The 13,045-nt window shown below is 59.7% G+C and carries 12 protein-coding genes; 6 read left to right on the top strand and 6 right to left on the bottom strand.

The window, feature by feature from the left end:
- Positions 1–183 precede the first annotated feature (183 nt).
- On the top strand, positions 184–1,035 hold the full coding sequence (locus L9059_RS25970) for an urea carboxylase-associated family protein (protein WP_247293721.1): 852 nt from the start codon (positions 184–186) through the stop codon (positions 1,033–1,035).
- Positions 1,036–1,096: 61 nt separating this feature from the next.
- On the opposite strand, the gene L9059_RS25965 is transcribed toward L9059_RS25970, so the two are convergent.
- From L9059_RS25965 to rfbC, 6 genes are all read right to left on the bottom strand, one after another.
- Complete coding sequence (locus L9059_RS25965; RefSeq protein WP_247293720.1) at positions 1,097–1,264, bottom strand: DUF2897 family protein; 168 nt, start codon at positions 1,262–1,264, stop codon at positions 1,097–1,099.
- A 109-nt stretch (positions 1,265–1,373) separates the two neighbouring features.
- The gene (gene eat, locus L9059_RS25960) at positions 1,374–2,738 is read right to left on the bottom strand and encodes an ethanolamine permease (protein ID WP_247293718.1); all 1,365 of its coding nucleotides are present in this window, start codon (positions 2,736–2,738) and stop codon (positions 1,374–1,376) included.
- A 314-nt stretch (positions 2,739–3,052) separates the two neighbouring features.
- Positions 3,053–3,925 carry a dTDP-4-dehydrorhamnose reductase gene (gene rfbD, locus L9059_RS25955; RefSeq protein WP_247293716.1) on the bottom strand — a complete coding sequence of 291 codons (873 nt, stop codon included), beginning with the start codon at positions 3,923–3,925 and terminating at the stop codon, positions 3,053–3,055.
- Positions 3,926–3,941: 16 nt separating this feature from the next.
- Entirely contained in the window at positions 3,942–4,817 is an 876-nt protein-coding gene (gene rfbA / locus L9059_RS25950; protein WP_247293714.1) for a glucose-1-phosphate thymidylyltransferase RfbA, read from the bottom strand.
- The gene (gene rfbB, locus L9059_RS25945; RefSeq protein WP_247293713.1) at positions 4,814–5,896 is read right to left on the bottom strand and encodes a dTDP-glucose 4,6-dehydratase; all 1,083 of its coding nucleotides are present in this window, start codon (positions 5,894–5,896) and stop codon (positions 4,814–4,816) included. Before rfbB ends, rfbA begins: the two co-directional genes overlap by 4 nt.
- A gap of 17 nt (positions 5,897–5,913) precedes the next feature.
- Positions 5,914–6,459, bottom strand: a complete 546-nt coding sequence (rfbC, locus tag L9059_RS25940) for a dTDP-4-dehydrorhamnose 3,5-epimerase (protein ID WP_247293712.1) — start codon at positions 6,457–6,459, stop codon at positions 5,914–5,916.
- A 207-nt stretch (positions 6,460–6,666) separates the two neighbouring features.
- On the opposite strand from rfbC, the gene kdpF reads away from it, so the two are divergent.
- From kdpF to L9059_RS25915, 5 genes are all read left to right on the top strand, one after another.
- Entirely contained in the window at positions 6,667–6,756 is a 90-nt protein-coding gene (gene kdpF, locus L9059_RS25935; RefSeq protein ID WP_007899818.1) for a K(+)-transporting ATPase subunit F, read from the top strand.
- Positions 6,757–6,764: 8 nt separating this feature from the next.
- Positions 6,765–8,459 carry a potassium-transporting ATPase subunit KdpA gene (kdpA, locus tag L9059_RS25930; RefSeq protein ID WP_247293711.1) on the top strand — a complete coding sequence of 565 codons (1,695 nt, stop codon included), beginning with the start codon at positions 6,765–6,767 and terminating at the stop codon, positions 8,457–8,459.
- 10 nt (positions 8,460–8,469) lie between these two features.
- On the top strand, positions 8,470–10,527 hold the full coding sequence (gene kdpB, locus L9059_RS25925; protein WP_247293710.1) for a potassium-transporting ATPase subunit KdpB: 2,058 nt from the start codon (positions 8,470–8,472) through the stop codon (positions 10,525–10,527).
- Between the two features lie 162 nt (positions 10,528–10,689).
- The gene (gene kdpC, locus L9059_RS25920) at positions 10,690–11,235 is read left to right on the top strand and encodes a potassium-transporting ATPase subunit KdpC (protein WP_247293709.1); all 546 of its coding nucleotides are present in this window, start codon (positions 10,690–10,692) and stop codon (positions 11,233–11,235) included.
- 65 nt (positions 11,236–11,300) lie between these two features.
- Positions 11,301–13,045: DUF4118 domain-containing protein (locus tag L9059_RS25915; protein ID WP_247293708.1), on the top strand; the 1,745-nt coding region annotated here is incomplete at its 3' end.

Raw genomic sequence — 13,045 nt, 5'->3', positions numbered from 1 at the left:
CATCATCTTAACCAAGGAAATTTAAATGGTGTCTGTACTTCTACTTTTAAAAAAGCACCCAGATGCTTCGAAGTGTGATCAAACCCTGCGTAACTTGGCATGAATAGTGGTTACTTGCCTGCAGACTTTTCAGTAATCCGGGACCGCTGAGTCTATGCGGTCCGCCTGATCAAGGAGACGACCATGTTCAAAGATTACCCAGCGGCCTATCAGGTCAGCAAGGGCGCGGCTTTGCAGGTGGATACAGCCTTTTACAATCGAATTCGTGAGGCCAAGGACGCTCGCACATTGATCGAGCAATTTGAGGTACCTATCCGTACCGGGCGTGCGTGGCATGTGCCGGCTGGGCATGTGTTTCGAGTGACCACACCGGTCGGTCCACAAGTGGGTGATTTCAACGTGTGGAATGCCAACGATCCGCGCGAACGCCTGTGGGCGGCCCGGACCCGACAGCTGCAAGGCGCTCATGTCAGCACTCATGATCGTCTGTGGTCTAATTTGCCATTTTTACGGCCGCTGGTGACCATCACCGATGACAGCCTGGCCGATTATGGCGTCGATGAGCACGGTGGGCGCTTGCACGACCTGCTGGGCACGCGCTGCGATCCCTATGTGAACAAGATGCTCACTGGCGAAGACTTTCACCACCATTGCCATTCGAACCTTACCCGGGCCGTGTTACCCCACGGGCTGACCGAGTTTGACGTGCACGACGTGCTGAACATTTTTCAGTGCACAGGCCTGAATCATGACGACATGTATTTCATGAAGGCCTGTCCGGCGCAGAAGGGCGACTACCTGGAGTTTTTTGCGGAGATTGATCTGCTGTGCGCGCTGTCGACCTGCCCGGGTGGGGATTTGTCTTTGGCTATGTGGGGGCCAGACGCGCAGGATCCATTAAGCGTATGTCGTCCGCTTGGGGTGGAGATTTATCGGTTGGAGGATGAGTTGCTTGAGGGTTGGAGCCAGCCGGAGCGTGCTGCGTACAATGGGATGCATGGTCTGCACATCGCCAAGGCAGACTGGGAACAGTAAAACTAAAAAATCGCAGCCCCGGTAGGCGCTGCCGAAGGCTGCGATCTTTTCATCTTAGGATTCAGCGATCTTTCGCTTCTTTGGCGTCCATTTCCGCATTGCGTTCGGCGACGCGTTTACGTTGCTCTTCGGTGAGCTCGACCTTGTTGGCGGTGTCACGCAACATCATAAGACCTCCGACGATCGAGCCGATTGCAACAACCAGAATTAACCAGGCATACCAGGGCATAGGGCTCTCCTTGAGGGGCAGGACAGCGGGCGGTGTTCGCCGACCGATCATGCATACCACTTTGAGTGATTGTTCTTCGCAGTGGTTCCATTGTAGGCCTGTTATGGCTTCAGAGACCGGTTAACATCGCATCCACCGGCGCATCGGCTCGCAGTTGTGCGGTCAACATGAAGTACACGAATCCCACCGCCATGAAGCCCAGGAAGATCAGCCCGATCAATGTGTTGAACCAGGCCATCGCCACCAGGCATACCAGCGCGAGCAGCAGCGCAATCATAGGCACCAGCGGATAACAAGGCGCGCGGAATGTGCGCTCCAGGTTGGGCTCGGTTCTACGCAGTTTGAACAGGCTGAGCATGCTCATGATGTACATGACGATTGCCCCGAACACGGCCATGGTGATCATCGCTGCGGTGAGCGTCATCCCGCCGAGGTTGATCAGGCCATCGCTATAGATCGCTGCGATACCGATCACTCCGCCTGCAATGATCGCGCGGTGTGGGGTCTGGAAGCGCGACAGTTTCGCCAGGGATTTTGGTAGATATCCGGCGCGAGCCAGGGCGAAGAACTGGCGCGAATACCCCAGAATGATGCCGTGGAAACTTGCCACCAGGCCGAACAGGCCAATCCACACCAGCATGTGCAACCAGCCGGAGCTTTCGCCGACCACGGTTTTCATGGCTTGGGGCAGCGGGTCGTTGATGTTGGACAAGGTGCGCCAGTCGCCGACGCCGCCGGCGAAGAACATCACGCCCATCGCTAGCAGTACCAGGGTCAGGATACCGCTGATGTAGGCCTTGGGAATCGTGCGCTTGGGGTCTTTGGCTTCTTCCGCCGCCATGGCCGCGCCCTCGATGGCGAGGAAGAACCAGATGGCGAAAGGAATGGCGGCAAACATGCCGGCGATGGCGGGGGCACCGAATATGTCCGAGCCGGCCCATCCATTCAGAGCGAAGTTGCTGAAGCTGAAAGCCGGTGCAACCACCCCCATGAATACCAGCAGTTCGGCGACCGCCAGCACGCAGACGATCAGCTCAAAAGTCGCAGCCAGTTTCACCCCTAGGATGTTCAGCCCCATGAACACGATGTAAGCACCCACTGCCGCGTGTTTTGGATCGAGCGCCGGGAATTGCACGTTCAAGTAGGCGCCAATCGCCAAAGCAATGGCCGGTGGGGCGAAGACGAATTCGATCAGCGTCGCCAGCCCGGCGATCAATCCGCCTTTTTCGCCGAAGGCACGCCGACTGTAGGCAAAAGGCCCGCCAGCGTGGGGAATGGCGGTGGTCAGCTCGGTGAAACTGAAAATGAAGCAGGTGTACATGGTGGCGACCATAAAGGAAGTCACCAGAAAGCCCAGCGTCCCGGCCACACCCCAGCCGTAACTCCAGCCGAAGTACTCTCCGGAAATCACCAGCCCGACCGCAATGCCCCACAGGTGCAGAGTACCGAGTGTGGGTTTGAGTTGTGTGTTCATGCGCTTGCTCCCTGAACGGTTTGGAAAGCTCGGGGGAGGGCGTGTGCAGTGGGCGTGCCAGTATGTATTTGCAGGTCGTAAAGCGCAGAAAGCTGTCGTATCGGAGATGTTCGGCCCCGAATGTGGGCGAGTGCATGCGCCAGTCGGGGGCATTTATACCTGTTATGCCGTCTTCGCGAGCAAATTTATCCAAGCATGACGCTAACCCTGTGGCGAGGGAGCTTGCTCCCGCTGGGGCGCGAAGCGGCCCTAAACCGGGTCTGCTGCGCAGCCCTGCGGGAGCAAGCTCCCTCGCCACAGATTTTCAGCGTGTCCTAAACAATTTGTTCAGACAAACACTCGCGCAGCGCCGCTGTCCACTCAGGCTGACTCACGCCCCACTCCTGCTCCAGACGCGTGCAATCCAGTCTCGAATTTAGCGGGCGGGCCGCCGGCGTCGGATACTCATCGGAAGGGATAGGCAGCAGGTTCGCGCAAGGCGCTCCCCGTTGGCGCAATGCATCGCCGATGGCTTGGGCGAAACCAAACCACGATGTTTCACCTTGGGCAGCCAAGTGATAAATACCCCAGGCGCCCGCATCACCATCCCGCCAGCGCTCGATCAGCGAGAGGGTGCTATTGGCGATGGTGCCCGCCCAAGTGGGTGCTCCGATCTGGTCGGCAACGATGTGCAGTTGCGATTTTTCCTGGAGCAGTCGTTGCATTGTCAGCAGGAAGTTGCGGCCGTGGGTCGAGTACACCCAGCTGGTGCGCAGGATTAGGTGCTGACCCTGTGCTTGGGTGATCGCTCGTTCACCCTCCAGTTTGCTTTGACCGTAAACGCTTAGCGGGTTGGGCGCATCTTCTTCGGTATACGGCCCAGGCTTCGAACCATCGAACACATAGTCGGTGGAGTAATGAATCAAGGGGATGCCAAGCCCCAGTGCTTCCTCGGCGAAAACGCCCGGGGCGACTCCATTGATGGCCACAGCAGCTTCGGGCTCGCTTTGTGCCAGATCGACGGCAGTGTAGGCGGCGGCATTTATGATCAGGTCGGGACGCAACCGTTGAATTTGCTGCCGGATCTGATCGGGATGCGCCAGATCCATCTGGTCGCGTCCTAGGACGATCAGCTCTCCGACTGCGCCAAGGCGCTGCTGCAATGCCCGAGAAACCTGACCATGCCGGCCACTGATGAGGACTTTCATTGAATACCCACAAATTTCATTGAGCTTCACCGGCCAGCTTGGCCAGGTACTGGCCATAGCCGGTCTTGCCAAAATAGTGGGCGCGGTCCAGTAATTGCTCGCGGTCGATCCACTTGTTTTCGTAGGCTATTTCTTCCAGGCAGGCCACTTTCAAGCCTTGTCGGTGTTCGATGGTCTGCACGTACTGTGACGCTTCGAGCAGGCTGTCGTGAGTACCGGTGTCCAGCCAGGCGAAACCGCGCCCGAAACGCTCGACCTGCAGGTCACCGCGCGCGAGGTAGGCATTGTTCACATCGGTGATCTCCAGCTCACCTCGCGGTGAAGGTTTTACCGCCTTGGCGATCTCGATGACATCGTTGTCATAAAAGTACAAGCCGGTGACGGCGTAGCTGGACTTCGGTTTTTTCGGCTTTTCTTCAATCGACAGCGCGAGGCCTGCGCTGTCAAAATCGATCACGCCGAAGCGTTCGGGGTCTTTGACCCAGTAACCAAAGACGGTGGCACCCGAGGTACGGTTTGCCGCGCTCTGCAGCTGCTCGCCAAAGTGCTGGCCATGGAAGATGTTGTCGCCGAGGATCAGGCACACCGAATCGTCGCCGATGAACTCTTCGCCAATCAGAAAGGCCTGGGCCAGGCCATCCGGTGACGGCTGTTCAGCGTAGCTGAAATGCACCCCGAATTGACTGCCATCGCCCAGCAGATTGCGATATTGCGGTAGATCTTGCGGGGTGGAGATCAGTAGGATGTCTTTGATGCCAGCCAGCATCAACACCGAGATCGGGTAATAGATCATCGGTTTGTCGTAAACCGGCAATAACTGTTTGGACACCCCAAGTGTGATTGGATGCAGGCGAGTGCCGGATCCGCCTGCCAGAACGATACCTTTCATCATGCGAACAGTTCCCGGTTATTGATGGCGCCCAAGCGTTCGCCTTGATAGCTGCCGTCCTGGACGCGTCGGCACCATTCTAGGTTATCCAGGTACCACTGGACGGTTTTGCGCAGGCCGGATTGGAAGGTCTCTTCAGGCACCCAGCCAAGCTCACGCTCGATCTTGCCGGCATCGATTGCGTAACGCTGGTCGTGCCCCGGCCGATCCTGGACGAACGTGATCAAATCCGCGTACTGCGCAACGCCTTCGGGTTTTTGCGGTGCCAATTCTTCGAGCAGTGCGCAGATGTCGCGTACCACGTCGATGTTTTTCTGTTCGTTGTGCCCGCCGATGTTGTAAGTCTCCCCGACTGTGCCTTCGGTCACTACCTTGAGTAGCGCCCGGGCGTGGTCCTCGACGAACAGCCAGTCGCGAACTTGCAGGCCGTTGCCGTACACGGGAAGCGCTTTACCGGCCAGTGCATTGAGGATGACCAGTGGAATCAATTTTTCCGGGAAGTGGTAGGGGCCGTAGTTGTTCGAGCAATTAGTTAACAGCACCGGCAGGCCGTAAGTGCGCTGCCATGCTCGGACCAGATGGTCGGAAGCCGCCTTGCTGGCTGAGTATGGCGAGCTTGGAGCGTACGGAGTCGTTTCTGTAAACAGGTCATCGACACCATGCAAGTCGCCGTAGACTTCGTCGGTGGAGATGTGATGAAAACGGAACGCACTTTTTTCGGGCTCGGCGAGGGACTGCCAGTAGGCACGGGCCGCTTCCAGCAAGCTGTAGGTGCCGACGATGTTGGTCTGGATGAAGTCCGATGGACCATCGATGGAACGGTCGACATGGGACTCTGCGGCCAGGTGCATGATTGCCTGCGGCTGGAATCGCTTAAGCACTGCACCCACTGCCGCCTGGTCAACGATATCGACCTGGACAAACTCATAACGTGTGTCGCTGGCAATGCTGGTCAAGGACTCGAGATTGCCGGCGTAGGTCAGCTTGTCCAGATTGAGCACTTCATGCCCAGTTTGCGTTATCAGCTCTCGAATCAGCGCCGAGCCTATGAAACCTGCACCGCCAGTGATGAGGATACGCATGTTAGTTAGCCTTGGATTCACGAGAATACCTCTGCATCCCTCAGGAACATTGCCGCTTGATCCTTGGCGGACAGTTGTGGAACTCCATCCAATTGCCAGTTGATGGCCAGGTCCGGATCGTCCCAACGAATACTGTGCTCTGCGGAGGGGGTGTAGTAGTTGGTGGTTTTATAAAGAAACTCGGCGAAATTGCTCAATACCAGAAATCCATGGGCAAAACCCTCCGGAACCCATAGCTGACGATGATTCTCGGCAGACAACCGAACCGCAACCCATTTTCCGAAGTACGGGGAGCTGCGGCGGATGTCCACCGCCACGTCGAGCACCTCCCCCGCCGTTACCCGAACCAGTTTGCCCTGGGTATTTTCCAATTGGTAATGCAGGCCGCGCAGCACACCTTTTTGCGAGCGTGAGTGGTTGTCCTGGACAAACCGGCTTTCCAGGCCCGTTGCTTCTTCGAAAGCCCTGGCGTTGAAGCTTTCGTAGAAAAACCCGCGCTCATCACCAAATACCTTCGGTTCGATAATGAGAACACCGGGCAAATCGGTGGCCACTACGTTCATGGGGTTTTCTCCGGCATTGAAATTCGATTGCAGACATTCTCGACCAAATGACCGGTCGTGCGCGAGCGGCAATGCTGTAAACCCCGCATAACCCCACTCTTTACACTTTCTTTATCCCCCACCGCACCCCTCGATCTCGTTCCTTTACACCCTCCCTGCCGACAATGACTCCACACGCGGCAATACGCCGTAACACGGAGAAATCCCATGAGCGTTTTGGACGGAGTGTCACTGCTGCTGGCAGTGGGGCTGTTCATTTATCTGTTGGTTGCGCTGTTGCGCGCGGACCGGAACTAGGAGCGGGTATGCACAGTTATGACTATTGGCTGATCCTCGCGTTCTTCGCCGTGGTGCTGATTCCGGCGCCGTTTCTCGGGCGGTTCTTTTACAAGGTCATGGAAGGGCAGCGCACCTGGCTGACTCCGGTGCTGGGACCGGTGGAGCGCGCTTGTTATCGGGTGGCGGGGGTTGATCCGCAGGTCGAGCAGAGCTGGCAGAAGTACGCGTTGGCGCTGCTGGCGTTCAACCTTGCGGGCTTTTTGCTGTTGTTCGCGCTTTTGCTGTTCCAGAACTATTTACCGCTCAATCCGCAGCAGTTGCCGGGCCTGGAATGGACTCAGGCGTTCAACACCACCGTCAGCTTCATCACCAACACCAACTGGCAGTCTTACAGCGGCGAAGCGACGCTCAGCTACCTGAGCCAGATGGTTGGCCTCACCGTGCAGAACTTTGTCAGCGCCGCCACCGGCCTGGCTGTGCTGGTGGCGTTGTGTCGTGGTATCGGGCGCAAGTCCACCAGGACCCTGGGCAATTTCTGGGTCGACATGACCCGTGCCACCCTCTATGGCTTGCTGCCGCTGTGTCTGCTGCTGGCGCTGTTTCTGGTATGGCAGGGCGTGCCGCAAACCTTCGCGCACTATGTGAATGCGGTGACGATGCAGGGCGTCGATCAGGTGATTCCCTTGGGCCCGGCAGCCAGCCAGATTGCGATCAAGCAGTTGGGGACCAACGGCGGCGGCTTCTTTGGGGTCAACTCGGCGCATCCCTTCGAGAACCCAACCGCGTGGAGCAATCTGTTCGAAGTGTCTTCGATCATTTTGATTCCTGCGGCCCTGGTGTTCACTTTCGGCCATTACGTGAAGGACCTGCGCCAGAGCCGCGCGATCATTGCCTGCATGCTGGCGCTGTTCCTGATCGGTGGCGCCACTTCGTTGTGGGCTGAGTACCAGCCGAATCCGAGCCTCAATAACGCGGCCGTTGAACAGACCGCGCCGCTGGAAGGCAAGGAAGCGCGGTTTGGTACTACCGCTTCGGTGCTGTGGTCGGTGACGACTACGGCGGCGTCCAACGGTTCGGTCAACTCGATGCACGACAGCCTCAGTCCACTCAGCGGCATGGTCGCGCTGGTGAACATGATGGTGGGCGAGGTGATCTTCGGCGGCGTGGGGGCCGGGCTCTACGGGATGCTACTGAACGTGCTGATCGCAGTGTTTCTGGCGGGGCTGATGATCGGCCGCACGCCGGAATACCTTGGCAAGAAATTGCAGGCCAGGGAAGTGCAGTTACTGGTAGTGACCCTGCTGGTGATGCCGGTGGGCGTGCTGGTGCTTGGCGCCATTGCGGCCAGCCTGCCAGGGCCAGTGGCGGCGGTGAGCAACCCTGGGGCTCATGGTTTCAGTCAGCTGCTTTACGCCTACACCTCGGCCAGCGCCAACAACGGATCTGCCTTCGCCGGCTTCGGTGCCAACACGCCATTTCACAACCTGATGCTCGGTCTTGGCATGTTGATCGGTCGCTTTGGCTACATTCTGCCGGTGCTGGCCCTGGCTGGCAGCCTGGCGCTGAAGAAAGCTGCTCCGGTCAGCCCGAACAGCTTCCCGACCCATGGCCCGCTGTTCGTGACCTTGTTGACGGTGACCATTTTGCTGGTGGGTGGTTTGACCTTCCTGCCGACTTTGGCGCTGGGCCCGATCGCCGAACACTTGAGCTTAGGTTTCTAAGGAGCCGATGATGAATATGCCCGCAACCAAACCGGCTGCCATGAAGGCGCCGGAACAACCGAAAACGGCGATCGCGGCCCTGTGGCGCCCGGCGCTGGTGCAAGCTTTCGTCAAGCTTGACCCGCGGCAGTTGCAACGTGCGCCGGTGATGCTGGTGGTTGAACTGACCGCCATCCTGACCACCGTGCTGTGTTTCATTCCGGATGCGGCAGTGCCGACTTTTGTCGCCGCGCAAATTGCCCTGTGGCTGTGGTTCACCGTGCTGTTCGCCAACTTCGCCGAAGCCTTGGCCGAAGGCCGCGGCAAGGCGCGCGCCGACAGTTTGAAGGCAGGTAGCGAGGGCCTGAGTGCTCGGCGCCAAACCGCTGATGGCAGTTTTCAAATCGTGCCAGCCGCCAGCTTGCGCAAGGACGACATGGTGCGCGTCGAAGCCGGGGAAATGATCCCCGGTGACGGCGAGGTGATCGAAGGCATTGCGGCGGTCAACGAGGCGGCGATTACCGGAGAGTCGGCGCCGGTGATTCGCGAGTCGGGTGGAGATCGTTCGGCGGTGACCGGCAACACTCGGCTGGTGTCGGACTGGCTGCTGGTGCGGATCACGGCCAACCCCGGGGAGTCGACACTTGACCGCATGATCGCCCTGGTCGAAGGCGCCAAACGCCAGAAAACCCCGAATGAAGTCGCCCTCGATATCCTGCTGATTGGCCTTACGCTGATCTTCCTGCTGGTCGTCGTGACCCTGCAACCCTTCGCCCATTTCGCCAACGGCAGCCTGCCGCTGGTGTTCCTCGTGGCATTGCTGGTTACGCTGATTCCAACCACCATCGGTGGGCTGTTGTCGGCCATTGGCATCGCCGGGATGGACCGCCTGGTGCGGTTGAATGTGATCGCCAAATCCGGTCGCGCGGTGGAAGCGGCGGGGGATGTACACGTGCTGTTGCTGGACAAGACCGGCACCATCACGTTCGGCAATCGTCGTTGCACAGCGGTGTATGCGGCGCCGGGTGTGAGCGACAAGGAATTGGCCGAAGGTGCGTTATTCGCTTCGCTGGCCGATGACACGGCGGAAGGCAAGTCGATCGTCGAATACCTGCGCGGCTTGCATCCACAGCCGGAGCCGTCTTCCGGGACCCTGACGAGCGTGCCGTTCAGTGCCGAAACCCGCCTGTCCGGTGTTGACTATCAGGGCCGCGTGTATCGCAAGGGCGCGGTGGATTCGGTGCTGGCTTTTGTTGGTCTGAAACGCGCCGACCTGGCACCCGCGCTGTCCCGGGAAATCGACAAAATCGCCCAAAGCGGTGGTACGCCATTGCTGGTGTGCACCGACGGCAAACTGCTCGGTGCGATCCACCTCAAGGACGTGGTCAAGCCCGGCATCCGCGAGCGTTTTGCCGAGCTGCGCAAGCTGGGCATTCGCACGGTGATGGTGACCGGCGACAACCCGCTCACAGCGGCGGCGATTGCAGCCGAAGCGGGTGTCGATGACGTGCTGGCCGAAGCCACTCCGGAGAAAAAACTGGCGCGCATTCGGCATGAGCAGAACGACGGCCGATTGGTGGCGATGTGCGGCGACGGTGCCAACGACGCCCCGGCCCTGGCCCAGGCTGACGTCGGCATGGCGATGAACGACGGGACTCAAGCGGCACGCGAGGCGGCGAACATGGTCGACCTCGACAGCGACCCGACCAAGCTGCTGGACGTGGTGCAGATCGGCAAGGAATTGCTGGTGACTCGCGGTGCGCTCACGACCTTTTCCATCGCCAACGACGTGGCCAAATATTTTGCAATCCTGCCGGCGTTGTTCGCCTCGATCTACCCGCAGTTGGGCGTGCTCAACGTCATGCAACTGAGCAGCCCGCAGAGCGCCATTCTCTCGGCCATCGTGTTCAACGCCTTGATTATCGTGGTGCTGATACCGCTGGCGTTGCGCGGTGTGCGGGTGCAGGCCGCGAGTGCGGCGGCGTTGCTGCGGCGCAACCTGCTGATTTATGGGCTGGGCGGGATTGTGGTGCCGTTCGTGGGGATCAAGGCGATCGACATGCTGTTGACGGCGTTGCATCTGGTTTGACCGCTTGTGTGGGAGCCAGCCTGCTGGCGATGGAAGTTAACGATGACGCGTTCTGTCTGGATGAGCGCGTTGAACTCAAGTTTTTCGCGAGCAAGCTCGCTCCTACAGGGGCAGTTTGCTCACGAACCACAGAATTTGTTACCCGAATTCGAGGAATCTGAAATGTCCACAATGATCCGCCCGGCCTTGAGCCTGCTCGTTCTCATGACCCTGATCACCGGCGTTGCCTATCCCCTGGTTGTCACCGGTGTGGCCCAGGTCGCTTTCCCCAGCCAGGCCAACGGAAGCCTGGTGCAGGACGCCAGTGGCAAGGTGCGTGGCTCTGCACTGATCGCCCAGGATTTCACCGGTGACGCCTGGTTCCATCCACGACCTTCAGCCGGTGCCTTTGCCACGGTTTCCAGTGGCGCCAGCAACCTTGCGCCAAGCAACCCGGCGCTGGCCACGCGGGTACTTGAGGATGCCAGCAAACTGCTGGTGCCAGGCCAAGGCCCAGTGCCCCTGGCGCAACTGACTACTTCCGGCAGCGGCCTCGATCCGCACTTGCCTCCTGCGGCGATTGCCTATCAACTGGCGCGAGTTGCGACAGCGCGCAATTTACCGGTGTCGACGCTTGAGCAATTGATGGAAGCGCATATCGAGCAACCGCTGGTGGGACCGCCGGTGGTGAATGTGTTGGCGCTGAACATTGCGCTGGATAACCTGTAGATCTGCTCGCGAAGGCGGCCTCACACACACACACAATCAACATCTGAAACCAGGAAAGTTTAAGCATGAGCAACACCGGCCGAGCCGACGCACTGCTAGCAGAACTACCCCGTGATGGCCGTGGCCGGCTCAAGGTTTTCCTCGGCGCAGCCCCGGGTGTTGGCAAGACCTACGCCATGCTTCAGGCCGCGCACAGCCAGCTGCGCCAGGGTGTGAAAGTGCTTGCCGGAGTGGTCGAAACCCATGGTCGCGCGGAAACCGAGGCGCTGCTCGGTGGTTTGCCACAGCAGCCCCTGGTGCGCTCGGAATACCGTGGCGTGATGCTCGAAGAAATGGACCTCGACGGCTTGTTGGCGGCCAAGCCCAAGCTGGTGCTGGTCGACGAACTGGCTCACAGCAACGCCCCGGGCAGCCGTCACGCCAAGCGCTGGCAGGATATCCAGGAACTGCTCGCCGCGGGCATCGACGTGTTCACTACGGTCAACGTCCAGCACCTGGAAAGTCTCAATGACCAGGTGCGCGGCATCACCGGCGTTCAGGTCCGTGAGACCTTGCCGGACTGGGTGCTGCAGGAAGCGTATGAACTGCTGCTGATCGACTTGCCACCAAGGGAATTGCTCGAGCGTCTGCGCGACGGCAAAGTCTATGTGCCGGAGCAGGCGCGGGCGGCCATCGATGCGTTTTTCACCCAGACCAACCTTACCGCCTTGCGTGAGCTGGCGATGCAGACTGCCGCCGCGCAAGTCGACAATGACCTGGCCCAGGGTTATCGCCAACTCGGCCAGGATGCGCCGGCCGTGCGCGGTCGGTTGCTGGTTGGGGTCGATGGCGATGAGCAGGCCGAGCGCCTGGTACGGCATGCCAGTCGGGTCGCCCAACGTCGCCACTTGCCTTGGAGCCTGGTGCATGTGGACAACGGTAACGTGCGCGACGAGCAGGCACGCTTGCGCCTGCAAAGTGCCCAGCAACTGGCCGAGCGCCTGGGCGGCGAAGTGGTGTTACTGCGTGCCGGCGAGGTGGCGAAGACCTTGATCCAGCATGCTGGCGAACGTCGCGCCAGCCTGATACTGGTCGGGCAATCCCGGCAGCGTTGGTATCGGTATCTGTTCGGTGGTGGCCTGGCTTCACGACTGTTGCGCAATGCGCGTGGGCTGGAAATCAACGTCCTCGACAGCGATCACCCGCACCGTTCGCCACGTCCGCGTTCGACCCAGCCACTGGTGTGGTTCGACTATGCGCTGGCGCTGGTCGCGACCCTGCTCGCCAGTGCGCTGGCCTGGGCTGTGGCCAGTGTGTTGGCGTTGCCCAACATCTCACTGGTGTTCCTCGCGGCCGTGCTGCTGGTGGCCGTGCGCAGCAGTCTCGGCCCGGCGCTGGCCTGCGCGGCGCTGTCGTTCCTGACCTACGACTTTTTGTTCATTCCACCGAATTTTTCCTTCAGCATCCAACGCGAAGAAGACGTGCTGACCCTGCTGTTTTTTCTGCTGATGGCGGCACTCACTGGCAACCTCGCGGCGCGTCAGCGTCGACAATTGCAGGCGCTGCGCGATACCCAGGAAGAGACCAGCGAACTGCTCGACCTGTCACGCAAACTCACCGCCGCCACTGATCGCCAGGCGGTGGTCAGCGCGGCAGCGCAGCACCTCAATGGTTGGAGCGATGTGCAACTGTGCCTGCTCAATCGCGACGGGCAGGCGGGCTGGAAAGTTGAAACCGGTGGCCCGTTGACCTTTACCGAAGCGGAACGCGCGGCTGCCGATTGGGCCTGGCAACACGATCAGCCGGCGGGCGCGGGCACCGGAACGCTGCC

Source organism: Pseudomonas violetae (assembly GCF_023072615.1).
Classification (GTDB): domain Bacteria; phylum Pseudomonadota; class Gammaproteobacteria; order Pseudomonadales; family Pseudomonadaceae; genus Aquipseudomonas; species Aquipseudomonas violetae.
This window is presented reverse-complemented; position numbering and strand designations above follow the sequence as displayed.